Raw genomic sequence first — 25,559 nt, 5'->3', positions numbered from 1 at the left:
GCGATGTGGCTTCGACGCTGGACGCCCCGGCCGGGCGCGACGCTGCGGCTGCTCTGTCTGCCGCACGCCGGTGGCTCGGCCGCGGCGTTTCGCGCTTGGGCGGACCTGCTGCCGTTGACGGTGGAGCTGGTCGCGGTCGAGCTGCCCGGTCGCGGCGATCGCTTCGGCGAGTCGTTCGCCGCCGGGGTGGATGACGTCCTCGACGGCGTGCTGACCGGGGTGGCCGCGCTGCCGCGCAAGCCGCTGGCCGTGTTCGGGCACAGCCTGGGCGCGCTGCTGGCCCTGCGGGTCTGCCGTGAGCTGCGGCGGCGCGGCGGGCAAACCCCTGCGGCGCTGCTGGTGTCGTCGTGTCCGGCGCCCGCGGCGGCGGCCGAGCGGATGGCCCGGCAGCGCGGCAGCGACGACGACGGGCTGCTCGCCCAGGTGCGCGGACTCGGCGGGCCAGCCGTCGAGCACGGGCCAGCGGTCTTGGCCGCCGTGCGCGCCGATCTGGCCCTGTTCGCCGACGGCGTCGGCGAAGCGCCGCCGCTGAGCAGCCCGCTGCGGGTCTACGCGGGCGACAGCGACGACTCGGTGACCCCGGCGACGCTGGCGGCGTGGCGGCGGGAGAGCCCGGTCGACTTCCGGCTGACCATGCTGCCCGGCGGCCACTTCTTCTTCCTCGGCCGGGAACCGCTGTTTCTCGCCCGGCTCGCCGCCGATCTCGGTCAACTGTCCACTGTGGAATCAATGAACGGGGTACCGCGATGAACCCGCCCACCGCGCCCACCGCCGCGCCTGCTTCCATGCCAGCGCCGGACCGAGCGGACCAGGTCTGGCTGGCCGAGCGCTTCCAGCCCGGCACCCCGGCCAACATCGTCGTGGTTGCCGCGTCGGTCGACGGCCTGGTCGACCAAGCCGCTCTGCGCGCGGCGCTGCGGGTCACCGGCGCCCGCCGCCCGGCGCTGCGGAGCAGGCACACCGTCCGCGACGGCGCGCCCGCGCGGTCGGTGGTCGACTCGCCGGACCTGCCGTTGGCCGTCCTGGACCTGCGCCACCAGAGCGCGGCGGACCGGGCCGACGCCTTGGCCGAGGTGCTGGACGAGTTCGCGACCCGGCCCTTCGACCTGGAGAACGCCCCGCCGATCCGGTGCGGCCTGCTCGTGCTGCCCGACCGGGACGTGCTGGTGCTCGCCGCGCACCGGATCGCCGTGGCCGAGACGGACTTGGGCGCGGTGCTGGCGGACATTTGCCTGGCTTACGACGGCCGCCCCCCGCTCCCGGACGCGCCCGCGCCGGACCTCGGCGCCTCGCCGAACCCGCCCGCCAGGGACCTTCCAGCGATTCACCTTCCGAATGGCCACTCTCCACACGGAACCTTGCCAACTTCCAGCCTTCCCAGCGGACGTCCACCTGGCGACCTTCCCGCCGCCGACCTGCCGACCGATCGGCCGCGGTCCCCGTTGCCCGCGTCGATCGGCGCCCGAGTGCCGGTGGAGTTCCCCGACGGGTTCGCCGACGCGGTGCGGGCGTTCGCCGCGTCGGCGGACACCGATCCACGCACCGTGCTGCTGGCGGGCTGGCAGACCCTGGTGTCGCGGCTCAGCGGCGGCGCCGAGGTCGCGGTCGCTCTCGCCGACACCGGCCTCGTCGCGCGCGTCGACCTGTCCGACGACCCTGGTTTCCGTGCCGTCGTCGCCCGCGCGGCGGCCCCGGCGCGGGCCGAGTCCCACCGTGCCCTGGCCTTCCTCGTCCGGGACACGCCGCTGGTGCCGGACAGCTTCGGCGGCAAGCCGATGGCCCCGGTCCCGCTGGCCCGGTTCGGCATCGACGGCGAGATGCGGCTCGTGGTCGAGCCGGACGGCGACCGGTGGCGCGCGGAGGTGGAGTACGCGGCCGACCTGTTCGACCAGGCGAGCGCGGCGCGGGTCGCGGCCCGGTACCCGCTGCTGCTCACCTCGGCCATGGCCGAGCCGGAGCGGCCGGTCTCGGCGCTGCCCGTGCTCATTCCCGGCGAGGCCGAACTCGCGATCACCGAGTGGAACGCGACCGAGACGCCGCTGCCCCGCGCGTGCCTGCACGAGTTGATCGCCGAGCGGGCGCGGATGTCCCCGGACGCGGTCGCCGTGGTCGACAACGGGCGTGAGCTGACCTACGCCGAGCTTGACGCCCGCGCCGACCGGCTGGCGCACGTGCTGCGCGGCCACGGCGCGAGCCCCGAGCGGCTGGTGGGCATCTGCGCCTACCGGGGCGCGGAAGTGGTCGTGGGCGTGCTGGCCGTGCTCAAGGCGGGTGCCGCCTATGTGCCGCTGGACCCCGCCTACCCGGCGCGGCGGCTGGGCTACCTGCTGGACGACAGCCAAGTCGGCGTGGTCCTCACCGACGAGCGGTCGGCGGACCTGCTGCCCGACCGGGTGACCGTCGTCCGGCTCGACCAGCGGCACCCGGACGCGGACGGGCCGCCGGAGTCGGGCGTCGAGCCGGAAAACCTGTGCTACGTCATCTACACCTCCGGCTCGACCGGTGAGCCCAAAGGCGCGGCGAACACCCACCTCGGGGTCGTGAACACCATGGCGGCGCTGGTTTCCCGGCTGCGGCTGGACTCGACCAGCAGGCTGCTGCAAACCTCGTCGCTCAACTTCGACATGTCCGCGTTCGACATCCTGGCCACGCTGCTGGCGGGCGGCGCGCTGGTGCTGCCCGACTCGGCGACCGCTGGCGACCCGCGCCGCCTGCTGGATCTGGCGCACGAGGCCGGGGTGACGGTGTGGAGTTCCACGCCCGCGCTGTTCACCGGAGCCATCGACCACGCCTATGAGACCGGTGGGAGCCTGCCGCCCGGCCTGCGGCTGGTCCTGCTCGGCGGCGACCGGTTCCCGCCGTCAGTGCCCGGCGCGCTGGCGGCGCTGGCCCCCGGCTGCCGGGCCTACAACTTCGCCGGGGTGACCGAGGCGTCGTTCACCACCACCGCGTACCGGGTGCGGACCGAGGACGGGCACGGCGTGCCCTGGGGCAGGCCGCTGCCGAACCAGCGGATGTACGTGCTGGACGCCTGCCAGCGGCCGGTGCCGATCGGCAGCCCGGGCGAGCTGTACATCGGCGGTGCGGGGGTGGGCCGGGGGTATTGGCGCAGGCCGGAGCTGACCGCGCGACGGTTCCTCGCCGACCCGTTCTGGCGGGCGGGCGCGCGGATGTACCGCACCGGCGACCGGGTGCGCCAGCGCGGCGACGGGACGGTGGAGTTCCTGGGCAGGCTGGACGACCAGGTGAAGGTGCGCGGGTTCCGGGTCGAACTGGGCGAGGTCGAGGCCGTGTTGGGCGCGCACCCGCTGGTGCGCGCCGTCGTCGCCGGGGTGCGCGGCGACCGGCTGGTCGCCTACCTGGTCTTCGGCGAGCCGGTGCCGGTCGAGGACCTGCGCGAGTTCCTCCGCGCCCGGGTGCCCGACCACCTGGTGCCCGCCGCGTTCGTCGCGCTCCCGAGGATTCCGCTGACCCCGGGCGGGAAAACCGACCGGGAAGCCTTGGCCGCCATCGAGATCCCGGCGGGCAGGCCCGACCTCGCCACCCCGTACCTGCCGCCCCGCGACGAGGTGGAACGCGCCATCATCGCCGAGTGGACCCGGGTCCTGGGCGTGGACGGCATCGGTGCCGACGACGAGTTCGCCGCCCTGGGCGGGCACTCGCTGCTGGCCACGCCGATGATGTCGGCGCTGTCGGCGGTGCTGGGTGTGCCGCTCTCGGCCCGGGACCTGTTCGAGGCGGCCACCCCGACCCGGCTCGCCCAGCGCATCCGCGAGCGCGCCCCGGAGCGGTTCGGCGACTGAGCGGCGGCGGCCCGCTCGCCCGATGTGTCCACAGTAGACGATAGAGGTGGTCAGGCCGACCAAGCCGGGATCACCAGGGACTCCGCGACCGCGGGAAGACCGGTTTGGTCGTTCTGGCAGTCCGAACAGCCACTCGCGGAGGTCGAGCACAGCGCGACCCGCTCTCGGACAGCGGCGCCCGGGACGCGGCCACACCGCCGCGGCCCGGGGCCGCCCGCAGCCGCCGGGACGGACCGCTTACGCCGAGAGCGTCGTCACCGGCTCCGGCGCACCCAGGACCCGCGGCTCACCGCGCCGCGCACAGCGCGTCCACGGCGGCGGCGAGGACTTCCGGCCGCTTGCAGAAGGCGAACCGCACCAGCGACCGGGGCGGATCCTCTCCCAGGTAGAAGCCGACCGTGGGCACCGCGACCACTCCGGCCCGGGGCAGGTCCCGGCAGAACTCCACGCCGTCGGCGTAGCCCCAGGAGCGGGCGTCCACCTGCAAGAAGTAGGTGCCCTCGGCCCGGAACACGCTCAGTCCGGCCTTGGCCAGGCCCTCGGCCAGCAGGTCCCGGCGGGCGGCCAGGTCGGCGCGCAGGTCCTCGACCCAGCCCATCTGCGCGCGCAGACCGTGCGCGACCGCGACCTGAAACGCCGTGCCCGAGTTGAACGTCAGGTACTGGTGGGCGGCGCGCACCGCGGCCACCAGCGGCGCTGGCCCGCAGACCCAGCCGACCTTCCAGCCGGTGACGCTGAACGTCTTGCCCGCGCCCGAGATCGCCAGGGTGCGGTCGCGCATCCCCGGCCACTGGGCCAGCGAGCGGGTGACCGCGCCGTCGTAGACGAGGTGCTCGTGGACCTCGTCGGTGACCGCGATCAGGTCGTGCTCGCGGCAGCATTCGGCGATCAGGTCGAGTTCGGCGGCGGTGAAGACCTTGCCGGTGGGGTTGTGCGGGGTGTTGAGCAGCAGCATCCGGGTCCGCGGCGTCACCGCGGCGCGCAACTCGTCCGGGTCGAACGCGAACCCGGTCCCCTCCGCGCGCAGGCGCACCGGCCGCGCCACCCCGGCAGCCATGGCGATGCCCGCGGCGTAGGAGTCGTAGCAGGGGTCGAACACGATCACCTCGGCGCCGGGCTCGCACAGCGCGAGCAGGGCGGCGGCGATGCCGCAGGTGGCCCCGGTGGTGATCAGGACTTCCTCTTCTGGGTCGTACGGGGTGCTGTAGTGCCGCGCCCGGTGCTCGGCGACAGCGGCGCGCAGGTCCGCCACCCCGCGCACCGGCGGGTACTGGTTGTGTCCCGCGTCGACCGCCGCGCTGGCCGCGGCGAGCAGGCCGGGCGGCCCGCCGGTGTCCGGGAAGCCCTGGCCGAGGTTGATCGCGCCGGTCCGGATGGCCAGTTCGGTCATCTCCACGAAGACCGACGACCCGAAGCCGCGCAGCCGGGCGGCGAGCGGATCACCGGTCATGTCGCGGTCCCGGCCCGGGGGAACAGCGGGGTGACCGCGCCCTGCGGGGTGAGCTGGGACAACCGGTCGCGGGCGTCGAACGCGGGCCGGGGCGCCGGGATGGCGACCGGGTCGGGGGTGCCGACGAACAGCCAGCCCAGCGACCGCTCCCCGGGCGCCAGGCCCAGGACCGCGCCGACGGCGGACGAGCGGCTGGCGGGCCCGGTCCGCCACATCGCCCCCCAGCCGCGCACGTGCAGCAGCAGCACCAGGTTGTGCACCATGGCGCTGGTCGCGGCGAGCTGTTCCCACTCGGGGACTTTCGGGTTCTCCCGCGGCGTGAACACGATCGAGAGCAGCAGCGGCGCGCGCAGCGGCTTGGCCGCCTCCCGGGCGCGGCCAGCCTCGTCGTCGGGCGGCAGGTCGGCCGCGGCGGCGCGCCCCAGGGTCGAGCGGGCCGCGCCGCGCACCGAGATCAGCCGCCACGGCCGCATCAGCCCGTGGTCCGGGCCGGTCGCGGCGGCGGCGACCAGGTCGAGGACGTCGTCGTCGGTCGGGGCGGGGCCGGTCACGCGGGTCGCGCTGCGCCTGCGCCGGATGGCTTCGCTCAGGTCGGTCATCTCGTCCTTTCCTTCTCGCTGACGGGGCGGTAGTCGGCCGCGGGGTCCATCGGCCAGCGGGCCGCGGTCGGGCCGCCGCGGGGCACGCTCGCGATGTCGCGGCTGAGCGGCCCGGGGGCGTCGGCGACGAGCAGCCGCGCGGCGATCCCGGCGAACCCGGCCCGGAAGTGGTTCACCGACTTGACCGCGACGATCTCGTAGCGGTCGGGCTGGATGCCGTGCAGCAGCAGGATTTCCGGGTCGAACACCTGGCTGCGTCTGCTGGCGACGACCACCTCCACCCGGCCGACCGCCAGCCGCGCGCTGCGGCCGAAGTCCAGCGCCTTGCCCCGGCGCATCGCCTGGTGCACCACCTGCCCGTCGGTGATCGCCCGGACGGTCGCGGTCGCGGTGACCGGCGGCCCGCTCGCCCAGCCGTGCCTGCCGCCGAGCGCCACCGTCAGCCGCGCGCCCACCCCGGCGGCCACGGCGGCGGCCACCGTGTCCGGGTCGTGCAGCGCCGCGTAACAGGCGCTCGCGCCGCTGTCGAGCAGGGCGCGCAGCAGGTGGGTGCTGTCGGCGGGCGCGCCGCAGCCGGGATTGTCGGTGCCGTCGCCGATCACCACCGGGCGCGCCTCGCCCGCCCGCGCCAGCGCCACGGCCGCCGCCGGGGTCAGCGTCGGGATGCGGAACCCGTCACGGTTGTCCCACAGCCAGGTCCCGATCCGCCGGTTCACCGCGTCGGCCGCGGCCGGGTCGCCATCGGCGACGGTGACGACCGAGGTGGCCGCCTGCGGCGTGTCGGCGTAGGGGAAGCCGTGGAAAACGGTGCACGCCAACACCTCCGGGGCGTTCTCGGCCGCGCGGGCGAGGTCGCGGGCCAGCCGCGCCGGGCCCGACCCGGTGTCCGATGGCGGCACCAGCATCGGCAGGCTCAGCACCCGGGTGACCGGCCGGGCCCGCCCGCGCGCCTGCGCCACCGCGATGTCGGCGGCCCGCTCGGCCCGCTCGCCCATGTCGGTGTGCGGGTACTCCAGGAAGCCGACCACCGTCTCGGCCAGGCCGGGCAGTTCGGCCGGGATGTTGCCGTGCAGGTCGAGGGTGGCCGCGATCGGCACGTCCGGGCCGACCACCGCCCGCACCGCGCGCAGCACGGCCACGTCGACGCTGTCCCCGGACACCAGGGCGCCCGCGCCGTGCAGGTCGAGCAGGACCACGTCGACCGGGCCCGCCGCGGCGGCGTGCGCGACCAGCCGGTCGACCAGGTCCGCGCACGCCGCCGGGTCGAGCGCGGCGCCGGGCTCGGCGCGCGCGTGCAGCGCGGGCACCGGCTCCACCCCCAGCCGCGCGCACGCGGCCAGGTAGCCGCCGACGCAGGTGTTCGTCCCGGCGAACTGGGCGATCAGCGCCGCCCCGGTGTGCACGTCGAAGTCCGCGAGCCGGGTCGGGCCGACGTACTCGACCATGAGCGTGCTCGACTCGTGGACGATCCCGGCGATGAGCGCGCGCATCAGCGCCCGTCCGCGTCGACCGAGAGGGCGGCCCGGTTGTAGCCGTGCCGCCGCCGGGCCTCCCGCAGCCGCATGCCCTTGGCGGCGTCGGCGCGCACGGCGGCCTCCATCGCGGCGATCCGGTCGGCCTCCTCGGCGATCCGCTCGGCCGTCGCCGCCGGAACGACCACCGCCCCCGCCGCGTCCGCGCACACCAGATCCCCTGGCGCGACAACCGTTCCGCACACCGTGACCGGCCGCTGCGCCGCGATCATCCGCACCCGGTTCTTGCCGGACTTCATGTAGCTCCCGAGACTCCACAGTGGATAGTCCAGCGCCTGGATGTCGCCGAGGTCGCGGCACAGGCCGTCGATCACCGTGCCCGCCACGCCCCGGCGCAGCGCGACCTCGCTGAGAATGTCGCCCCACACCGTGCAGTGGGTCCGCCCCGCGTTGGCGAGCACCAGCACCGCGCCCGGTGGCACGTCATCGATGTAGTCGGCGGCAGGCGCGGGCGTGCCTGGCTCGACGGTCTCGAACCGCACGGTGAACGCGGGCCCCGCCACCGCCGCCGAGCCGGAAAGCCGCCGCAGCCCGGCGAGCCCGCCGTTCACTCCGATCAAGTCGAGCGCGTCGCTGACAGTCGCGGTGCCATGGCCACGCAGGACCGCGACCAAATCCGGTGGCTGGGTTGCGTCTCGGTCCCCTTGGGTGCGGCTGACGGCCGCGCGAGATTGCCTGCGACTAGGGATTTGACCCACCGGGTGTGTCATCGCACCTCCTTGGCGGTGATTTCCAGTTCCCGCACCACTTCCACGTCCGCCGTCGGTTCGGCGCCCAGTCCGGGCCGGTCGGTGGGGGCCACCCAGCCGGGGCGGACGAACTCCACCTTGGGCTCGGCGCCGTCGTCGAGGTAGTAGTGCCCGCTGGGGCCGACGTCGCTGGGCAGGGTCATGCCGGGCAGCGTGGCCAGGGCGACCGCGCACCACCGCCCCAGCCCCTGGTCCCACTTGCCGCCGACGAACAGGTCGATCCCCTCGGCCCGGCACAGGTCGTGCACGCGCCGCGCCTCGGCCAGCCCGCCGACCCGGCCGACCTTGACGTTGACCATCCGGCCCGCCTTCATCCGGCACGCCTGCCGGGCCTCGTGCGCGGAGTGGATCTGCTCGTCCAGGCACACCGGGGTGGCGATCCTCGCCTGCAACGCGGCGGTCGTCTCGACCAGGTGGCGGGGAAACGGCTGCTCGATCGCCATCAGCCCCACGCCGTCCAGCGCGACCAGATCGTCCAAAGAGGACTCGGGGTAGGCCGCGTTGGCGTCGGCCACGACCGGAAGGTCGGGGAACGCCGCGGCGATCTGGGTCAGCGGCTCGACGTCCCAGCCGGGCCGGATCTTCACCCGCACCCGCTGGTAGCCCGCGTCCCTGATCCGCGCGATGCCCGCCAGCAGCTCATCGATCGTCGGCTCGATGCCCACGGTGGCCCCGGCGGGCACCGGCCGGACCGCCCCGCCCAGCTCCACGCACAGCGGCCTGCCCGCGCGCCGGGCCCGCAGGTCCCACAGCGCGCATTCCAGCCCGCCCTTGGCTTCTTCGTGGCCGTTGACCTCGGCCCAGGCCGCCATCGCGGTCTCCGGGGCGTCGGCTCCCGCGCGCAGCAGCATCGGCGCCAGGTACCGCTCGGTGATGTGCCACGCGGTCTCGATGGTCTCGTAGTTGTAGAACGGGGTCTCCATCGCCGCGCACTCGCCGAGCCCGACCGCGTCGCCGCCGTCCACCGCGACGACGAGCTTGGTCCAGGTGTGGTAGCGCTGCCAGCGGTTCTCAAACGGGTGGGTGAGGGTCGTGGTCACAAAGCGCAGGGTGATCCGCTCGATGGTCACAGACAGCCGTCCTTACTAGACAGTCCTTAGTCGACAGTCGGCTCGGGCTCGGTGACGTGCACGGCGAGCTTGCGCCCGCCGCGGAAGACGTTGACCCGGGCGTGGAAGCTCGCCTTGGCGCCGAATCCGCCGACCCGGCCGCCGAAGAGGTAGGTGTCGAAGCTGATCGGCATCGCGGCCACCACCGGGTCCTGGCCCGCGCGCAGCACCGGGTAGGCCGCGGGCGGGACGTGCCGCTGCACCAGCAGCCGGTCCCGCAGGGCGCGCACGACCGCGGCCCGCCACTGGGCGCGGTCGGTCGCCCGGCCGACCGTGACCCCGTCGCCGCGGATGTCGTAGGGCTCCTTGAGCACGTAGTCCGCGGGGTTGTCGAGCAGGTCGGCGTGCAGCGGCTTGCCGCCGTCCTCGGTGCGGGCGTCGGGGACCAGCCGAACCGACCACGGCACCAGCCGGTCGACCAGGGCGTGCTCGTCGGCGTCGAACAGCCCGGCGAAGCGCGGGTCGCGCGCCAGGCCGAGGGTGAACTTGCTTTCCGCGACATAGCGCGCGCCGAACGGGTTGACGTGCCGCAGGTTCCCGCTCGCCACCGCGGCCACCCAGGCGCGGACCAGGTCCGGGTCCGATTCGACCGCCGAGCGCCACCCGGCGGTGTTCACCTTGTTCCAGCACGCGTCGGCGGGCTCGGTCCCGAAGTACGTCCGGCCGCCGCGCACCCGCACCGAGCGCGGATCGGCGACGAAGACCTCCGCCCCGGCGAGCCGGAACCGGTGCGCCATCTCCTCGCTCTCCGCGGTGACCTTGCCCGCGAATTGCAGAATGGCGATCCGCGATCCGGCCCCGCCCAGCAGCACGTCGAGCAGCGCGGTCTCGTCGGTGAACGTCGGCGGCGCCCACGGCGGCGCGTCGACCCCCGCCCGGACCACGGCGTCACGGACGATGTGGTTGATCCGCGGGGTGAACAGCGTCCCGGCAGGCGCGTCGGCGTTGTTCTCCAGCAGCCGCAGCCGCTCGCTGCCCTGTTCGAGATACCCGTCGAGCCTGCACACCGCGACCGCGTCGCCCATGCCCCGGTCGGCGTCGATCAGCGCCGCCGCGGCCGGACCGAGCCCGTACCAGTCGCGCACCTCGGGCACTTCCCGGTGCAGCCGCACGACTTTGGCCAGCAGCGCCACGTACCGCTCCAACGCGGGCACGACCTCGGCGACCGCGGCGCTCCGGGCGAAAACCGGCAGCGGCGAGAGCGGGAACGCGGTGTTCTGGAAGCGGCGGGCCGCCCCCGTGGCCTCGGCCAGCGCCTTGGCGGTCCGCTCCGGCCGCTGCGCCAGGGCCGCCGCGCACTGCCCCGCCCGCACCCAGTCGATCATCCACCGACTCCCGTCATCGCCGGGTCCGGCTCCCTGGTCTCGTCGCCGCCGCGGGCGGCGGTGAAGTACCGCATGATCAGCTCGCGGGTGACCGGCCGGGCGGGCCAGTCCGCGCACGCCCGCCCGTCGAACTCGCGGACCGGCGCGATCTCGATGCCGGTGCCGCACAGGAACGCCTCGTCCGCGGTGTAGGCGTCCTCCCGGGTCAACTCGGCCTCCGCGACCGGGATGCCGTCGCGCGCCGCGCGCGCCAGCAGCCACGCCCGGGTGATGCTGGGCAGGACGTCCTCGGACAGCGCGGGGGTGCGCAACACTCCATTGTGGACTAAGAACAGGGCCGCGGTGGGCGCCTCGCACAGCCGCCCGGCCTGGTTGGTCAGCACGCACCCGTCAAAACCGGCGTCGCGCGCGGCCAGCAGCGCCAGCCGCGGCCCGGCGTAGTTGGAGATGTTCTTGGCCGCGGCCGGGAACGCCGCGCCGGGGGCGCGCTGCCAGTCGCTGACGGTCAGGGCCATGCCGGTGCCCTTGGCCAGCCACTGCTTGCGCCCCATCGGCGCGGCGGTGATCGTCAGCGCCGGGTCGGCGTCGTCGCCGAGCCCGCCGGGGTTGAGTGGGGTGACCGCCACCCGCACGTAGGCGTCCGCGTCGATCGCGTTGCGCTCGATGAGCTCGTCGATCAGGTCCGGGACCCGCTCGATCCCGGGGTCGGGCAACCGCGTCAGCGCCAGGGAGTCGGCCAGCCTGCCGACGTGCTCGGCGAGCAGGAACGGCCGCGGCCGGGCCCCGTCGAGTCCCCGGTAGAGGCGGATGCCCTCGAAGACCGAGAGCGCGTAGCGCATGGCCAGGCTGCCCAGCGGCACGGCGGCGTTGCCCGCGTCGGCCCAGCGATCGGCGAAGAACACGTGTGGGTAGGCGGTCACCCGCACCTCCTGGTCGATTCCGGCCGGGCTAACCGGCGTAGTGGAACACCGGCTCGGCCGGGTCGTACGCCTCGCGCAGGATGGCGTCGAAGTGCGCGTGCCGAAGCTCGATGGCCCGCGCCAGCGAGCGCTTCGCCGCCGCCCGCAACTCCGGGGTGTCGCAGTAGCGGGCCAGCATCACCCGCAGCGGCTCGGTGTGCTCGTCCTCAAGCTCGCTGACCCCGGACTCGCCCGCGTCGGCGGAGGCGTGGTGCTTGAAGAACTCGTAGCCCCACTCGGGCAGGCCGTAGCGGTCGCGCATCACCGCCATCATGCTGGCGCCGCCCTCGTCGGTGATCGGCGGCTGGCCCTCCATCAGCAGCAGCACCGAGGCGACGCCCTCGGTGAAGTGGACGTTGGTGTCGTTGCACGCGGTGCGGTTGTGCTCGATGACCGCGACCGTCTCGGGGAACAGCTCCAGTTCCGGCAGGCGCGCCGGGTCGACGCCCACCGCCTTGCCGAAGTCCTCGAAGGTCTCCACGTGGCGCTTGGAGTTCGACAGCGCGCCGAACTCCTCCTCGTAGGCGTTCTCGATCAGCGAGCGCCGGATCGCCAGGTCGTCCATCCGCGCGGCGACCCCGGTCAGGTTCCTGGTCCACCAGCTCTTGATCGGCCAGCGCTGCTCCACGAAGGTCCGCAGCAGCCGCTCGGTCGCCTTGCCCGCCAGGATCGTCTGGTAGAGCGGGCTGGTGGTCTTCGCCCGCGCGCGGATCATTTCTTCGAGTTCCGCAACGAACTGCTCGGACATGTTTCACTCCTTTGAGGGGAAAGGGGTTATTCGAGCCGGAAGCGCACTGGGTGGTGGATTGTCAGCCCGCCGCGACGGGCCCGCTCGGCCGGGCGTCGACAAGCGCGACCAGTTCCCGTTCCTCGTCTTTGACGAGTGCGGTTTCCTCCATATTGAGGTCGAGCAGGCCACTGGCCATCGAATCGAATCGGGCGGCCGCGTCGCGGTCGCAGCTGCGCAGCACGGTCGGCGCCACCCGAGTCAGCGGAGCCATCGTGAACCGCGCGTTGCGCCGGGTCCGCAGATATCCGGCGACCAGTTCCAGGGAAAGGTTGCCGCCGCCTTTCCCGACGCCGCCGATGGAGGCGTCGAGGTAGCGGCAGCCCGCCTCCAGCGCGGTCAGGGAGTTGATGAACGCCAGGCTGAGCCCGTCGTGGGCGTGGAAGCCCAGCGGCACGTCGGTGACCTCGGCCGCCAGCGCGAACAGGTCGGTGACCTGCGCCGGGAACAGGCTGCCGTTGGAGTCGGCGAGGTAGAACGCGTCCACGCGGTGCCGCTGCGCGAGGTCCGCGGCCGCGCGCACCTGGGTCGGGGCCACCTCGCTGACCCTGATCAGGTTCAGCGTCACCCGCAGCCCGGCGTCCCGCGCGGCGGCGAGGTGTTCGCCCAGGTCGGGCAGCACGCGCGCGGTGGCGGGGAAGCGGACCACGCTCGCGCCCCCCTCGGCCAGCGCGCGGTAGTCGGCAGGCTCGACGTCGCCGGGCCGGGCCATCACGGTGATGGTCACCCGGGGGAACCGTTCGCGCAGCTCGACCAGGTAGTCCGGCGGCGAGCAGTAGGCCGGGCGGGATTTGCCCTCCGAGGTGTGCAGCCGGGGCCGGAAATAGCCGACCTCGCAGAAAAGGATCTCCGCCTGCTCGCACGCCTCGACGATCGTTGCCGAGTCCTTTCTCGTCCAGGAGTGCTCGTTCATATATCCGCCGTCGCGCAGGGTCACATCGACCAGGGAAATCCTGTCAATATCGCTCGACACCGTCACTCCCACAGCACACCCACCCTTCTCGCTCACCTCCGAGCGAGTCCGCGCGCAGGGCTGTTCACGGCGGCATCGCTATTTGTCCGGCGGATTCTCCAGTCCACAAAGCGCGGTCTTTCCGGGAAACGCCGCGAAGTACGCCCACGGCGCTGGAGGCGGAATCTTTCGCGGCTGGCCGAAGCCATGCTAAGTGAGCGCCATGGCCCGCTATACCGCCGGACAGGTGTATGGCGACCCCCGCCCCAGAGGGGAATTTCCGCCGAACTCCCCCTTTGCCCACAAGGCAGGCCCACCCCGCCCAAGGAAACGCGAGCCGCTCACTACGCGACCGATCGATGGCGGAAAATAGTCATCCCCGGAGGTCCCAGCCCCCGCCGACCGCCACCGCGATCCACTGAGGACTGATCAACGCCCGCCGCGCTGGCTCCTCATCACACAGAGTGATAGCCGCCAAGCGACATGTCGGAAACACGCCCCCAGCCAAAGGAAGCAGCGACCTGCCGAGCCGACCAGGAACGCCTCTCGCCCGCCCTCCGCAAGCCCTCTGGACCACGCCCCCTGGCGGAACTGACCCGACGCTCGCCCAACCACAACCACGCCTTGGCGAGTCCCGCGCCCGTTGCCGCCTGACCAGAATCAACGTTCTCCCCACCGTCATCCCCTCCACAAACACCAGAGGGCGGTGGTGGGCGAGCGGTGTCGCCGGTCAGCCGATGGTGCGGGTGCGGCCGGGAATTGGCCAGCGGTGCACCGGCTCGCCGAGGGTGGCGAGGTCGGCGTATCGACGGACGACGTCGGCCAGGGCCTCGCGGCGCGTGCGGCGTTCCTCGGCCGCGGCCAGCGCGCGGCGCTGCCAGACGGCGCCGGTCTGTCCGGAGGCCGCCCGCTCGGCCAGGGTCGCCAGCAGTGGGTCGCTGTCTTCCGGCGCGGTGCCCGCCCGGCGCAAACCTTGCGCAGCCAAGGGGAGCAAGCGGGCGACCAGGTCCGCCGCCGTCCACCGCTCGCCCGGCAGCAGCCCCGCGGGCCAGGCCAACGTCGCGTCGAGGCCGTCGCGGGCCGCGGCCCAAAAGTTGCCGTGCGCCGCGGCGAACGGCAGGCGGGCGGCCATGTCCGGCAGTTCGTCGCCGAGCCAGATGAGCAGCCCCAGCAGGAACGCGGCGTTGGCGGTCATGTCGGCCGCGGTCGGGCCGGACGGCAGTGCCCGCATCTCGACGCGCACGTGCCCGCCGCCCGCGGGGTCGTAGACCGGGCGGTTCCAGGTCCACACCGTGCTTTGGTGCAGCCGCAACTCGTTCAGCGCGGGGACCGCGCCCGCGCGCAACTGGCTTTCGGGGTCCTCTTCGGACAGTTCGCCCAGCGCGGTCCCGTGCTCGCGCACCGTCTCGGCGAACAATCCGACCACCCCGTCGGCCAGCCAGTCGCGGCCGAACGACACCCGCCCCGGCCTGCCCTCGGCCCGCGCGCCGCGGTCGCGGTCGTCGAGAATCTGTTCGCACAGCGGGATTCGGGACTCGTGCCACAGCCGCTTGCCCAGCAGCAGCGGCGAGTTGCCCGCGATGGCCAGCGCGGGCCCGGTCGCGAGCTGGGCGGCGTTGTAGTACCGGGTGTAGTCGCCCGGGGCGATGGACAGATGGACCTGCCATGAGCTGGTCGCGCCGAGCAGGGCGATGCTGCCCCAGTCCAGCCGCACCGCGTCCTCCCCGGCGATGTCGACCGCGAACGGCTCGCCCCGGCGGCCCACCAGCGCGGCGTTGATCGCCGCGTACCGGGGCAGCGCGGTCAGCGAGGACGCGGTCAGGTCGGCGGCGCGCAGCGTGGGCAGGGTCCCGATGGGCACCGCCCGGGCGCCGAACTTTTCCGCCGCGGCGGCGAGCACGGCCACGCAGTGGTCCATCTCGGCCCGCATCGCTTGGAACGGCGCGCCCGCCAGCGGCGCGGGCGACAGGTTGATCTCGGTGAGGTGGCTGTTGCCCTCGACAACCACCCGCCGGTCACCCGCGGCCTCGACCACGGCGATGTTCGCGGGCAGCGGCGCGCCGTCATCGTCGCAGAGGAACAGTTCAAGCTCCGCGCCGACAGTGCCCGCCCCACCCCCGAAGCCTGGCCGCTCGACCAGCTCCCGCAACACCGCCAACGACTGCTCCAGCCGCCGCCGGAACAGCGGGTCGGACTCCGAGGCCGCCGCGCGCCCGCTGACTTGAGTGCCCATGTGCCTGTGCCTGCCGATAGGTCGAGGGAACCCGCGCGCTCCCGAGGCGGGAGACCGGGGGTCCAACGGTGCCGGCGGTGTCCCGGTGTGGTCGAGCCAGCCGGGCTGGAATCACCCTGTCGCATGAAAAATTGTGCCATCCGACCTCTTGACACTCCCCAACTCCGGCGCAAAACGACACACTCCGTTAGCCAGCGGCCACGCTCCAGCGGCGGTTCGAGTCACGAGTTCGCCCACCTTGCCTACCCGTTTTCCGGAGCAGGCAAGCACGTCCCGGGTCGACACGCGCCCCGCACCTGGCCAACCAGCCACCCGGGACGTCACAACCGAGACCTGCGCCAAGCCCAAGGCCGGACCACCGGCCACCCACGCCGTGGGCAGAGGGCCATCGGAAATCCGGCCAGCAGGCACTCCGGACCGTGATCACCCACGCCGCAGTGTGGCCATCAAACCAATCCGTGGCTAGACGACGTCCCGATACCGGCCGTGTCACTCCACTCCAGCCACTCTCCTCTTCTCACCGGCGGCTGGGCGTTGCCCGATCTCGGTCGCGGCCACCTCGCATGCCAGCCGCCTACCAGACCATCCTCGGATAGCCGCAATAGCGTCCTGGTGGGAGTCACAGAACGCTGGCCCCACGTTCGGGATCCGCGGGTCGGCTGCCCGCCGGTCGACTGGGTGGACAGCCGAGCCGTGGTCGCAAAGGCCGGTCAGCCCCGGCTGGTCAGAGGAGGCGCTGGAACACGTGCGCCTGCGCGATGTCCCGGTAGCCCATCCGCCGGTACCACGCGCGCGGCCAGCCGGTGGCCTCGGCGATCAGGTACCACAGGTCCGCGCCCGCCTCGTTCGACCGGTGCAACGCCTCGATCACCAGTTGCCGCCCCAGGCCCCGTCCCCGGCTTTCCGGCCGGGTGACGATGTTCTCGAACTGGGCCACCCCGTCGGCGACATACAGTTCGCCGCGCGCCAACACGTCCCCGAGTTCGTCGCGCACGGCCAGGAAGGTGACGTCCGCGCCCAGGGAGCACAGCAGCACCCGGTCGGTGAGCTGCGCGATCTGCTCGTCGGTGTCCTCGGGGTAGTCCGCCCGCCAGTCCCGCAGCAGCGACGGCCGAAGCTCCTCGAACGCGACCGCCTCGACCTGGCCGCGCCCCCGTTCCGGCAGCACCCCGGAGTGCGCCATCGTCACGATCCGCTCGTGGGTCTGGTACCCCGCCGCCGCGAACACCTCCGCCGCCGCGGCCCCTTGGGCGTCGTCGACCACCTGCACCAGCCGGTGGGAGTACCCGGCCAACACCTCGTCGGCCGCCGCCACCACCGCCACGGGGTCGACCGGCTCGGTGACCACGACCTGATTGTGCTGCCACGAGGCGGGATAGTCGGTCTGCACCAACGCGTATCCCCACCCGAGTTCGACCACCCCGCTCGCCTGAGCCTTGGTGAACCGCTCCTCGAACCCCCGGATCCGGCTCCCCACCGCGCTCGTCTGCATACTCCCGATGATGGCCGCAGCGGCGTCCCGCACGCCATCGGATTGCCCCGGGAGCGGCCGTCGTCACGTTCGCCCCTCTGGAAACCCACACCCAAAGCGTCCTGTGTGGACACTCTGCCGGAACGCGCCGCCATCACTCGCCCTAGTGGCGCACGGTCGCCGTCACCCTCCAGACGGGCAAGCCCAACGCGTCCGTGCGAGCCGTGCCCGAGGCCCGGGGACACGCCCAACGACGCACCATGCCCGCACGCCCAAACGACGTGCCATGCCCGCACGCCCGGACACGGATACCTCAGTGCTGCGGACAACGCAGGTCGCGGGCGGCGCGGCCCGCCTGCCGCTCCTTTTCCTTCGCGTCCAGTCTCACCCCGCCTCGGGGTGATCGGCGCCCGCGCGGCCCAGAACGGATTTCCGACTGGTGACCAGGAGAGCGACGAGCGCGCCCGCGGCGCACACGATCGCGGTGATCAGGAAGATGTCGGTGTACTGGGTGAGCAGCGCGTTCTTCACCGCCGCCTGGTACTCGGCGATCTCCCGGGCGGCGACCGCCGGGTCCTTGCCGAACGGCAGCGGCACGTTCAGGTCGGCGGTCAGGCTGTGGAACCGGTGCAGCCCCCAGGCCGACAGGGCCGCGACGCCCACCAGCATCCCGGTCATCCGGGCCACCACGACACCCGCCGAGGCCACGCCGTGCCGCTCGGACGGCACGACCCGCAGGACGGCGGCCGACAGCGGCGCGATGACCAGGCCCAGCCCGAGGCCAGCGATCACCAGGTCGGTGTCGACCCGGGGCAGGCCAAGGGCGTGCGGGGACGACAGCGGGTCCATCGGCCACGCCGACATCAGCAGGTAGCCCGCGCCCGCGATCAGCATGCCCGCGACCGACACCCACCGGTCGCCGAAGCGCCCGGCCAGCACCCCGCCCAGGACCGCGCCGACGGGCAGCGCCACCAGGAAGCGTAAAAGCAGCAGGACCCCGCCCTGGTCGTCCGCGCCGAGCAGGGTCTGGGCGAACAGGTCGACGTTCACCAGCGTCACCATCAGCGCCGCCCCCGCCGCCACCGACACGCCCAGGGCCGCCAGGAACGGGCGCATCTCGACCCCGGCCGGGTCGATCAGCTTCGTGCGGGCCCGCCGCTCCCACAGCAGGAACGCCACCAGCGCGACCACGGCCCCGACCAGCAGCGGCGGCCCCCACGGCGGCAGCACCGCCGCGCGCGGGTCCGGGTTGTACAGCCCGATCACCGCCAACCCGAGCGTGACCGCCAGCAGCAGCCCGCCCACGACGTCCACCCGCACCGGGTCGGCCACCTTGCGGTGCGCGGGCACGGTGGCCTGGATCGCGGCCATCGCCAGCACCGCCAGCGGCACGTTCACCCAGAACACCCCGCGCCACCCGCTGACCCCGAACGCGTCGCCCCACAGCGGCAGGCTCGCGACGGCGACGCCGTAGAGCGGCCCGAGCACGCTGCCCAACTCCTGCGCCGCGCCCACGGTCCCGAGCACCGTCGACCGCCGCCGCTCGCTCCACAGGTCGGCGGCCAGCGCCATGGTCACCGGCAGCAGCGCGCCACTGGCCACGCCCTGCACGACCCGGCCGGTCACCAGCACCGTCAGGTCGGCCGACAGCGCGGTGATGACCGATCCCGCCAGGAACCCGAGCAGGCACAGTTGCAGCAGCAGTTTGCGCCCGAACCGGTCGGACGCCTGCCCGAGCAGCGGCATCGCCGCGATGTAGCCCAGCAGGTACCCGGTCACGATCGGAGTGACCTTCTCCAGCCGGTTCACCGGGATCTGCAGGTCCTCGATGATCTGCCGGATGACGCTGACGACCACGTAGGTGTCGAGCGCACCCAGCAGCACGGCCAGCCCGCCCGCGCCGATGGCGACGAACCGACCGCGCTTGCCGGTGGCGATGGCGGTGTCGACGAGGGTCATGGCGCGGTGATCGTGACCGGCTTGCCCACGTCGGACAGCGTCAGATCGACGGAGGCGGGCTTGCCTTCGCCGCCGGGCAGGACGACGGTCGCCCGAACCGGTTGCTTGTTGTCCTCACGCACCCAGATCGACACGTCCACGTCGCTGCTCACCCCCGGCACGACGACCGACACGACGTCCTTGGCGACCTTGCCGGACACCTTGAACGCCGAGACGCCCTCGACGGACTCCTTGGCCTCGGTGCGCGGCTCCTGGACCTTTCCGAGGACGTTGGCGATGCCCTTGTCCGGGTTCAGGATCGCCGACGGGTCGTAGATGGACGAGCTGAGCGAGGCCGGGTACTTCTGGAAGCCCCCGGTCGGGCCCTTGATGTAGAGCGAGCCGTCGACCAGCACGAACTCGCCCTCGATGAGCTGCCCGAGCAGCGTCAGGCGGACCGTGCCCTTCGCCGCCCCGGACGGCCCGCCCTCGCGGGTCAGGTCGCCTTCGGCGTTCTGCACCGGGATCGCCGGGACCGTCCCGTTGACCGTGAGGGTGAAGTGCGCGCTCTTGACGTCGCGGGTCGCCGCCGAGGCGTCGCGCAGCAGCGACGCCCCGTCGGGCAAGGTGCTCGTGTCGCCCGCGGGCGGGCTGTCCGACGATGTGCAGCCCGACGCGAGCACGGCGACGAGTGCGAGGGCTCCGAGGAAGATCCGGCGCATGACCATGAGCGAATCGTAGGCTGCCCGCAAAGGGGCCAGCGGAAGTTATCCACAATCCGCAGGTCAGAGTGGTTGAACCGGCTTGCCGCCGCAGTCGCGGCCCCCGGCGGGCGACTTCCGAGCGGACCACGTCACAGGGACTCGGTAAGGCGCGCGGGGCCGGTTGATGTCTACGCTGCGCACATGGATCGCCAGCAAGAATTCGTCCTTCGCACGCTCGAAGAGCGAGACATCCGGTTTGTCCGGTTGTGGTTCAGCGACGTGCTCGGCTTCCTCAAATCGGTCGCCGTCGCGCCAGCCGAGCTGGAGGGCGCGTTCGCCGAGGGCATCGGCTTCGACGGCTCGGCGATCGAGGGCTTCTCCCGGGTGTACGAGTCGGACATGATCGCCAAGCCCGACCCGGCGACCTTCCAGGTGCTCCCGTGGGAGACCCCGGAGGGCGAGCCGTACTCCGCGCGCATGTTCTGCGACATCGCCATGCCCGACGGCTCGCCGTCCTGGGCCGACCCCAGGCACGTCCTGCGCCGCACGCTGTCCAAGGCCAGCGAGGCCGGGTTCACCTGCTACGTGCACCCCGAGATCGAGTTCTTCCTGCTCAACGACCTGCCCGACGACGGCCGCGAGCCAACGCCCGCCGACAACGGCGGCTACTTCGACCAGGCCAGCCACGCGACCGCGACGCACTTCCGGCGGCACGCCATCGAGACCCTGGAGGCCATGGGGATCTCGGTCGAGTTCAGCCACCACGAGGGCGCCCCCGGCCAGCAGGAGATCGACCTGCGCTACGCCGACGCGCTGACCATGGCCGACAACGTCATGACTTTCCGGTACGTCGTGAAGGAGGTCGCGCTCACCCAGGGCGTCTACGCGTCCTTCATGCCCAAGCCGTTCTCCAACCAGCCCGGTTCCGGGATGCACACGCACGTGAGCCTCTTCGAGGGCGACCGCAACGCGTTCTACGACAGCGAGGACCCCTACCAGCTCTCCGCCACCGGCAAAGCGTTTGTCGCGGGCCTCTTGCGGCATGCCCGGGAGATCTCCGCGGTGACGAACCAGTGGGTCAACTCGTACAAGCGCCTGATAGTCGGCGGCGAGGCGCCTACCGCGGTCTGCTGGGGCCACGCTAACCGCTCGGCTCTTGTCCGGGTGCCGAACTACTCGCCGAGCAAGGCGTCCTCGCGCCGCGTCGAGATCCGCTCCCTGGACTCGGCGTGCAACCCGTACCTCGCGTACTCGGTGATACTCGCCGCTGGCCTCAAGGGCGTCGCGGAGGGTTATCCGCTGCCCCCCGCCGCGGAAGACGACGTCTGGTCGCTGTCCGAGGCCGAGCGTCGCGCCGCCGGTTACGCGAACCTGCCGCAGAACCTCGGCGAGGCGCTGGCCGAGATGGAGAACTCGGAGCTGCTCGCGGAGACCCTAGGCGAGCACGTCTACGACTACTTCTTGCGCAACAAGCGCACCGAGTGGGACTCCTACCGCCGCAGCGTCACGCCGTACGAGCTGCGCACGCTGCTGCCCATGCTCTGAGCGGCGACGACGCGAGATGATCACGCTCCGGGATCAACTTCGCTCGACCGGGTGGCGCAACGGAGACCGTGGAGCCGTTAGGTTGGCGCCGTGCCCGACGCGCCCCCGGCAGACGCCGTGACGCCATTGCTCGCCTGCCCCGTGGTCGCTTGCACGGTGGTCGCCGCCGCGGACTTGCCTGCCGCGCGAGTCGCCGCCCGCTCGTTTCTAGACCACCACCCGTCCGCCCGATTCGTCACTCTCCTGGTGGACGGTGAACGGCAGGCCGAGGACAGCGCGGACGAGGTCCTGGTCCCGGAGGACCTCGGCATCGGCCCGGCTGAGCTCGCCGTCCTCGCCACCGGCCACACGGCCCGCGAGGCGTGCGCGGCTCTGCGGCCCCGGCTGCTGGAGTGGCTGCTCGGCAAGCACACCGCCCCAGTGCTCTACCTCGACCCGTGGGTCCGCGTGTACGGCCCGCTCATAGGCTCGCTTACCGCGGCGCTCACCGACGCCGTCGTGGTCCTGGTCCCCAAGGTGCTGCGCCCGCTGCCCTCGGACGGTCTGCGGCCGACGCAGGAAGACTTGCTCGCGGCGGGCGTCTACGACGAGGGCTTCGTCGCGGTCGCGCACGGCGCCGAGCAGTTCCTGCACTCGTGGGCCGAGGTCAGCCGCACCGAGCCCGGCCGCGCGGGCGGCTTCCTCGACGGCGCCCCCGCCCTGGTCGACCACCGCGTCCTGCGTGACCCCGGACTGGGCCTGTCCCGCTGGAACGCGGGCCAGCGCCCGCTCGCCCAAGACCCCGAACGCGGGCTCACCGCGGGCGGCTCGCCGCTGCGGGTGGTCAACTTCGCGGGCTTCGACCCCGACCGGCCCTGGCTGCTGACCGCCGAGTTCGCCGACCACCCGCGGGTGCTGCTTTCCGAGCACCCGTTGCTCGGCAAGGTGTGCGCCGACTACGCCGCCGAACTCGGTGACGACGAAGGCTCGCCGCCGAGCGTCCGCTTCGGCAGGCTCGCCGACGGCACGACCTTCCCAGCCCCGCTGCGCGCCGCTTACCGCGCCGCGCAGAGCGGCCCCGCGGACGCCCGTCCCGCGGCGGCGGGCGCCGACCCGGCCGCGTTCCTGCTCTGGGCCTGCGCGCCGGTCCCGGACCTCCCCGACGCCACGCGCTGGGCCGTCGCCCTCTGGGAGGACGACCCGGACCTGCGTGAACGCTTCCCCGACCCGTTCGGCGAAGACGCCGCCGCCTACCGTGACTGGTGCGCCACCGACGCCATCTTGGCCGGGCGCCTGCACCAGCGCGCGGTCCCCGGACAGCACGGCCTGGACGTCGCGCTGATAGACCAGATCGGCGTGTCGGTCATCGGCGCGGGCCCACTCGCCGACCGGGTTCGCCTCGCCGCCGAGGCGTCAGGGCTGCCGGTGTCCAGCGAGCCCGTGTACCCGGTGGTGCTTACCTGCAACGGGATAGGCGGGGTACCGCGGAACCGGCACGTCATCACCGTGCGCGACGAGTTCGCCCCGGTCCCGTTCCGCGCCGACGAGCGGTGGCTGGTCTGGCCCGCGGCCGCCCCCGCCCCGGACGGCGTCGCCACCCACATCGTCCCGCTGCCCGTCGCCGACCCCGGCGCCCGCGACGACCTCGCCCGCGACGAGGCCCGGGACGCCCTCGGCTTCGGGCCGGAACCCGCCTTCGTCGCCCTGGCCGACCACGCCGACGACCTGCTCGCCGCCTTCGCCGCCGCTTTCCCGCAGCGCGCGGACGTGCGGCTGATCCTGCTGGTCCCGGCCTCGATCGCGCGCACCGGAGCCGCGGAACGGCTCCGGCTGAGCACCGCGGCCGAACCCAGGGTGCTGCTCGTGGTCGACGAGTCCGCCTTCCCCCGCGCGATCGACGCCGCGAACTGGGCGGTCTCGGCGCATGAGCCGAACGGCCCGGACTCCGCGCGGGTGAACCGCTGGCTCACCGACGTCTCGCTACGCGGGGTCCCGATCATCACCGTCGCGGGCGGGACCGCGGTCGAACTCCTCGGCGCCGACACCTGCGTCGCCCTCCCGGTGGACGAGTACGCCGCCGACACCATGATCGCCGGGGCCATCCGGGACCTCGCCGACGACCTCGCCACCGCGGACAAGATCGGCTCGGCCGCGCGTGCCCACGTGCTGGAAAGACTCGCCCCCACCGCCACCGGAGCCGCTGTCCGCAGGCGCGTAGAGCTGGCCTACCGGAGCTGGCGGGCGGGCCGCGCCCTCACCTCGGCCGCCGAGGACGACCCGCTGCACGCCCTACGGGCGGCCCGGCACGCCCTGCACCGCAGGCCGGACCCCGACGTCGGGCACAAGATCCCGATGGCCCCGCAGCTGCGCCGGGCCGTGCTGCGCGTGCTCAACCACTACGACGCGCACCTGACCTCGGTCCTCGCGTCGCTGATCGACGGCATCGAGCGCACCGCCGTCGAACTGGTGGAACGCCAAGAGCGGCTCTCCACCGCCGGGGCAGGGCTGGACGCCGACCTCTTGCGCGCGGACCTCGACCTCGTCGTGGAACGCACGACCCAGGTGGCCAAGCAGGCGTCGGTCACCGGCGAGGAGGTCGCGCGCCTGCGCGGTGAGCTCGCCGGTAATGCGCGCGCGGTGGGGGAGCTGTCCGGCCAGGTGCGGGAAGTGGCGGCCCGGGAACGCGCGGACACCGGCGACGAGGTGCGACGGCTCGCCGAGGCGCTGGCCGCGAGCACCGCGCGCATGGACGCCCTGGAGAAGCGCCTCGCCGAGCAGCAGGCTGAGCAGGAGAGCAGGCTCGTGCAGGGCTCCTGGTCGGCCGAACAGGCCCTGCGCACGACCGACGCGCTGCGCCGGGTGGTGGTCCGCCAGCACGAGCGGGTGGCCGCGGCCGAGGTGCCCAGCTCGCTGGTGCTGTGCGACGCGGGCCTGCTCAGGCTGCCCGCGCAGGACAGCGTCATGTCCGCTGTCCTGTCGAGCAATGGGGTGTGGGAGCCGGACGTCGCCGAGCTGGTCGACTCGCTCATCGAGCCCGACAGCGTGTTCCTCGACGTGGGCGCCTACGTCGGCTATCACGCGATCCGGGTGCTGAGCAGGCTCGGCTCCAGCGGCGCCGTGGTCGCGGTGGAACCCGACCCGGACGCGGTGAAGCTGTTGCGGCACAACGTGTCCGAGAACGTCGCCGACCCGGTGGCCGAGCACTTCACGGTGCTGCAGGCCGCCGCGTGGGACAGCCAAACCGCCCTGGTGGGAGTGCCCGCGGGCGGCGGTGGCTACGCCGTCCGCCCCCAAGATCCGAAAACAGTGATCACCACCACAGCAGGTGAAGTCGCCGTGGCGGGTGTCCGGCTGGACCGCGAATTGGAGGCGCTGGCCGCCGCCCGGGAACGGCGCCTGTCGGTCGTGAAGGTGGACGTTCCCGGCCGGGGACACCGGGCTTTGGGGGGCCTCGTGCGCAGGCTGCGCAAGGACCGGCCGCACGTCGTCTGCGCCGTCGACGCCGCTTTGACCAGCGGTTTCGGTGACGACCCCGCTGTGGTCCTGCGCGAGTTCCGCACCTGGGGCTACGAGCTCGTGCGACTGGGCGAACAGCGGGCCGTCGCGGTCGAAGACGCGGTCGAAGAGGTGGTCTCGGGGCAGTTGCGCACCCTGTGGCTGCGACCCCTCACAAGCCGCTGACCAGCCGATTTGACTTCGCGTTTGCGCCTGAGTAACTTTCTCCATGTCGCACGGAGCGCCGGACGGAACAGGACGCAAGAGCCTGGCGGGGACGGACTCGGGAGACAAAGCCTCTGGTAGTCTTCAGGGGCTTGGAACTTCCACCGGGTCGAGCGGGTTGACACCGCGAAGCGAACCGGGTAACGTTCTGCGGCGTTGCCAGCACTGAGACTCCCTGCCAAGGATCTTCCGATCCAACGCGGGCCGCCTCGGTGCGGCGAATACAAAACTTGGAGCAATAACAGCCTCGGATGAGGTCGCCTTGTTTGGCGGTTGATTCGGATGTGCGTGTGTTGTTTGAGAACTCAACAGTGTGCCGATTTAAGCCAGTAGAGCTTGAATGATTGAACCCCTTTTTGTGGGTTCCTTTGAGATGATGGATTGATGCCAGTTTTGGTGTCGTTTGTCAGGATACATCAACTATTCATTATTGGAGAGTTTGATCCTGGCTCAGGACGAACGCTGGCGGCGTGCTTAACACATGCAAGTCGAGCGCTGAAGCCCTTCGGGGTGGATGAGCGGCGAACGGGTGAGTAACACGTGGGTAATCTGCCCTGCACTCTGGGATAAGCCTGGGAAACTGGGTCTAATACCGGATATGACCGGCCTTCGCATGGGGGTTGGTGGAAAGTTCCGGCGGTGCAGGATGAACCCGCGGCCTATCAGCTTGTTGGTGGGGTAGTGGCCTACCAAGGCGACGACGG

General features: G+C 72.7%; 17 protein-coding genes and 1 rRNA gene. 5 read left to right on the top strand and 13 right to left on the bottom strand.

The features are described from left to right. The first annotated feature begins 3 nt into the window (after positions 1-3). Together ACZ6SD_RS27280 and ACZ6SD_RS27275 are read left to right on the top strand one after the other, a co-directional pair. Positions 4-750: a thioesterase II family protein gene (locus tag ACZ6SD_RS27280; RefSeq protein ID WP_465319854.1), complete on the top strand. Its 747-nt coding sequence runs from the start codon at positions 4-6 to the stop codon at positions 748-750. Continuing rightward, positions 747-3,803, top strand: coding sequence for a non-ribosomal peptide synthetase (locus tag ACZ6SD_RS27275; RefSeq protein WP_465319853.1), 3,057 nt, complete (start codon positions 747-749; stop codon positions 3,801-3,803). Before ACZ6SD_RS27280 ends, ACZ6SD_RS27275 begins: the two co-directional genes overlap by 4 nt. Before the next feature lie 286 nt (positions 3,804-4,089). Here the strand turns inward: ACZ6SD_RS27275 and ACZ6SD_RS27270 are convergent, their stop codons facing one another. From ACZ6SD_RS27270 to ACZ6SD_RS27210, 13 genes are all read right to left on the bottom strand, one after another. After that, on the bottom strand, positions 4,090-5,253 hold the full coding sequence (locus ACZ6SD_RS27270; protein ID WP_465319852.1) for a pyridoxal phosphate-dependent aminotransferase: 1,164 nt from the start codon (positions 5,251-5,253) through the stop codon (positions 4,090-4,092). Next, positions 5,250-5,852 (bottom strand): nitroreductase family protein, encoded by a 603-nt coding sequence (locus ACZ6SD_RS27265; RefSeq protein ID WP_465319851.1) that lies wholly within the window; start codon positions 5,850-5,852, stop codon positions 5,250-5,252. Before ACZ6SD_RS27265 ends, ACZ6SD_RS27270 begins: the two co-directional genes overlap by 4 nt. Next, positions 5,849-7,342 carry a M81 family metallopeptidase gene (locus tag ACZ6SD_RS27260; protein WP_465319850.1) on the bottom strand — a complete coding sequence of 498 codons (1,494 nt, stop codon included), beginning with the start codon at positions 7,340-7,342 and terminating at the stop codon, positions 5,849-5,851. The genes ACZ6SD_RS27265 and ACZ6SD_RS27260 overlap by 4 nt, the downstream gene beginning before the upstream one ends. Beyond that, entirely contained in the window at positions 7,342-8,094 is a 753-nt protein-coding gene (locus tag ACZ6SD_RS27255; protein ID WP_465319849.1) for an RraA family protein, read from the bottom strand. The genes ACZ6SD_RS27260 and ACZ6SD_RS27255 overlap by 1 nt, the downstream gene beginning before the upstream one ends. After that, complete coding sequence (gene menC, locus ACZ6SD_RS27250) at positions 8,091-9,203, bottom strand: o-succinylbenzoate synthase (RefSeq protein ID WP_465319848.1); 1,113 nt, start codon at positions 9,201-9,203, stop codon at positions 8,091-8,093. Before menC ends, ACZ6SD_RS27255 begins: the two co-directional genes overlap by 4 nt. A 26-nt stretch (positions 9,204-9,229) precedes the next feature. Beyond that, a complete protein-coding gene (locus ACZ6SD_RS27245) occupies positions 9,230-10,567 on the bottom strand; it encodes a hypothetical protein (RefSeq protein WP_465319847.1) in 1,338 nt (445 codons plus the stop codon). Further along, on the bottom strand, positions 10,564-11,487 hold the full coding sequence (locus tag ACZ6SD_RS27240; protein WP_465319846.1) for an aminotransferase class IV: 924 nt from the start codon (positions 11,485-11,487) through the stop codon (positions 10,564-10,566). The genes ACZ6SD_RS27245 and ACZ6SD_RS27240 overlap by 4 nt, the downstream gene beginning before the upstream one ends. 28 nt (positions 11,488-11,515) lie before the next feature. After that, a complete protein-coding gene (locus tag ACZ6SD_RS27235) occupies positions 11,516-12,274 on the bottom strand; it encodes a TenA family transcriptional regulator (RefSeq protein ID WP_465319845.1) in 759 nt (252 codons plus the stop codon). Positions 12,275-12,335: 61 nt separating this feature from the next. Further along, entirely contained in the window at positions 12,336-13,286 is a 951-nt protein-coding gene (locus tag ACZ6SD_RS27230) for a beta/alpha barrel domain-containing protein (RefSeq protein WP_465319844.1), read from the bottom strand. Between the two features lie 709 nt (positions 13,287-13,995). Continuing rightward, positions 13,996-15,498: a glutamate-cysteine ligase family protein gene (locus ACZ6SD_RS27225; RefSeq protein WP_465319843.1), complete on the bottom strand. Its 1,503-nt coding sequence runs from the start codon at positions 15,496-15,498 to the stop codon at positions 13,996-13,998. A 724-nt stretch (positions 15,499-16,222) separates the two neighbouring features. Further along, positions 16,223-16,990 carry a GNAT family N-acetyltransferase gene (locus ACZ6SD_RS27220; protein WP_465319842.1) on the bottom strand — a complete coding sequence of 256 codons (768 nt, stop codon included), beginning with the start codon at positions 16,988-16,990 and terminating at the stop codon, positions 16,223-16,225. 363 nt (positions 16,991-17,353) lie between these two features. Continuing rightward, positions 17,354-18,928, bottom strand: coding sequence for an MFS transporter (locus ACZ6SD_RS27215; RefSeq protein ID WP_465319841.1), 1,575 nt, complete (start codon positions 18,926-18,928; stop codon positions 17,354-17,356). Continuing rightward, a complete protein-coding gene (locus ACZ6SD_RS27210) occupies positions 18,925-19,635 on the bottom strand; it encodes an LppX_LprAFG lipoprotein (RefSeq protein ID WP_465319840.1) in 711 nt (236 codons plus the stop codon). Before ACZ6SD_RS27210 ends, ACZ6SD_RS27215 begins: the two co-directional genes overlap by 4 nt. Before the next feature lie 177 nt (positions 19,636-19,812). Here ACZ6SD_RS27210 and glnA point away from each other — a divergent pair, with 177 nt between their 5' ends. From glnA to ACZ6SD_RS27195, 3 genes are all read left to right on the top strand, one after another. Continuing rightward, positions 19,813-21,156 carry a type I glutamate--ammonia ligase gene (gene glnA, locus ACZ6SD_RS27205; protein ID WP_091450435.1) on the top strand — a complete coding sequence of 448 codons (1,344 nt, stop codon included), beginning with the start codon at positions 19,813-19,815 and terminating at the stop codon, positions 21,154-21,156. A gap of 90 nt (positions 21,157-21,246) precedes the next feature. Then, the gene (locus ACZ6SD_RS27200; RefSeq protein WP_465319839.1) at positions 21,247-24,816 is read left to right on the top strand and encodes an FkbM family methyltransferase; all 3,570 of its coding nucleotides are present in this window, start codon (positions 21,247-21,249) and stop codon (positions 24,814-24,816) included. A 466-nt stretch (positions 24,817-25,282) separates the two neighbouring features. Continuing rightward, positions 25,283-25,559, top strand: a 16S ribosomal RNA gene (locus tag ACZ6SD_RS27195); the annotation flags it as partial.

The sequence above is a fragment of the Actinokineospora sp. NPDC051303 genome (genome assembly GCF_055586285.1).
This window is presented reverse-complemented; position numbering and strand designations above follow the sequence as displayed.

Excerpts from the sequence above, each read along its gene's own strand:
- ACZ6SD_RS27245 (WP_465319847.1), bottom strand. The coding sequence starts at position 10,567 with ATGATCGACTGGGTGCGGGCGGGGCAGTGCGCGGCGGCCCTGGCGCAG.
- ACZ6SD_RS27270 (WP_465319852.1), bottom strand. The coding sequence starts at position 5,253 with ATGACCGGTGATCCGCTCGCCGCCCGGCTGCGCGGCTTCGGGTCGTCG.
- ACZ6SD_RS27280 (WP_465319854.1), top strand. The coding sequence starts at position 4 with ATGTGGCTTCGACGCTGGACGCCCCGGCCGGGCGCGACGCTGCGGCTG.
- ACZ6SD_RS27255 (WP_465319849.1), bottom strand. The coding sequence starts at position 8,094 with ATGACACACCCGGTGGGTCAAATCCCTAGTCGCAGGCAATCTCGCGCG.
- ACZ6SD_RS27235 (WP_465319845.1), bottom strand. The coding sequence starts at position 12,274 with ATGTCCGAGCAGTTCGTTGCGGAACTCGAAGAAATGATCCGCGCGCGG.
- ACZ6SD_RS27210 (WP_465319840.1), bottom strand. The coding sequence starts at position 19,635 with ATGGTCATGCGCCGGATCTTCCTCGGAGCCCTCGCACTCGTCGCCGTG.
- ACZ6SD_RS27215 (WP_465319841.1), bottom strand. The coding sequence starts at position 18,928 with ATGACCCTCGTCGACACCGCCATCGCCACCGGCAAGCGCGGTCGGTTC.
- glnA (WP_091450435.1), top strand. The coding sequence starts at position 19,813 with ATGGATCGCCAGCAAGAATTCGTCCTTCGCACGCTCGAAGAGCGAGAC.
- ACZ6SD_RS27275 (WP_465319853.1), top strand. The coding sequence starts at position 747 with ATGAACCCGCCCACCGCGCCCACCGCCGCGCCTGCTTCCATGCCAGCG.
- ACZ6SD_RS27225 (WP_465319843.1), bottom strand. The coding sequence starts at position 15,498 with ATGGGCACTCAAGTCAGCGGGCGCGCGGCGGCCTCGGAGTCCGACCCG.
- ACZ6SD_RS27220 (WP_465319842.1), bottom strand. The coding sequence starts at position 16,990 with ATGCAGACGAGCGCGGTGGGGAGCCGGATCCGGGGGTTCGAGGAGCGG.
- ACZ6SD_RS27265 (WP_465319851.1), bottom strand. The coding sequence starts at position 5,852 with ATGACCGACCTGAGCGAAGCCATCCGGCGCAGGCGCAGCGCGACCCGC.
- ACZ6SD_RS27260 (WP_465319850.1), bottom strand. The coding sequence starts at position 7,342 with ATGCGCGCGCTCATCGCCGGGATCGTCCACGAGTCGAGCACGCTCATG.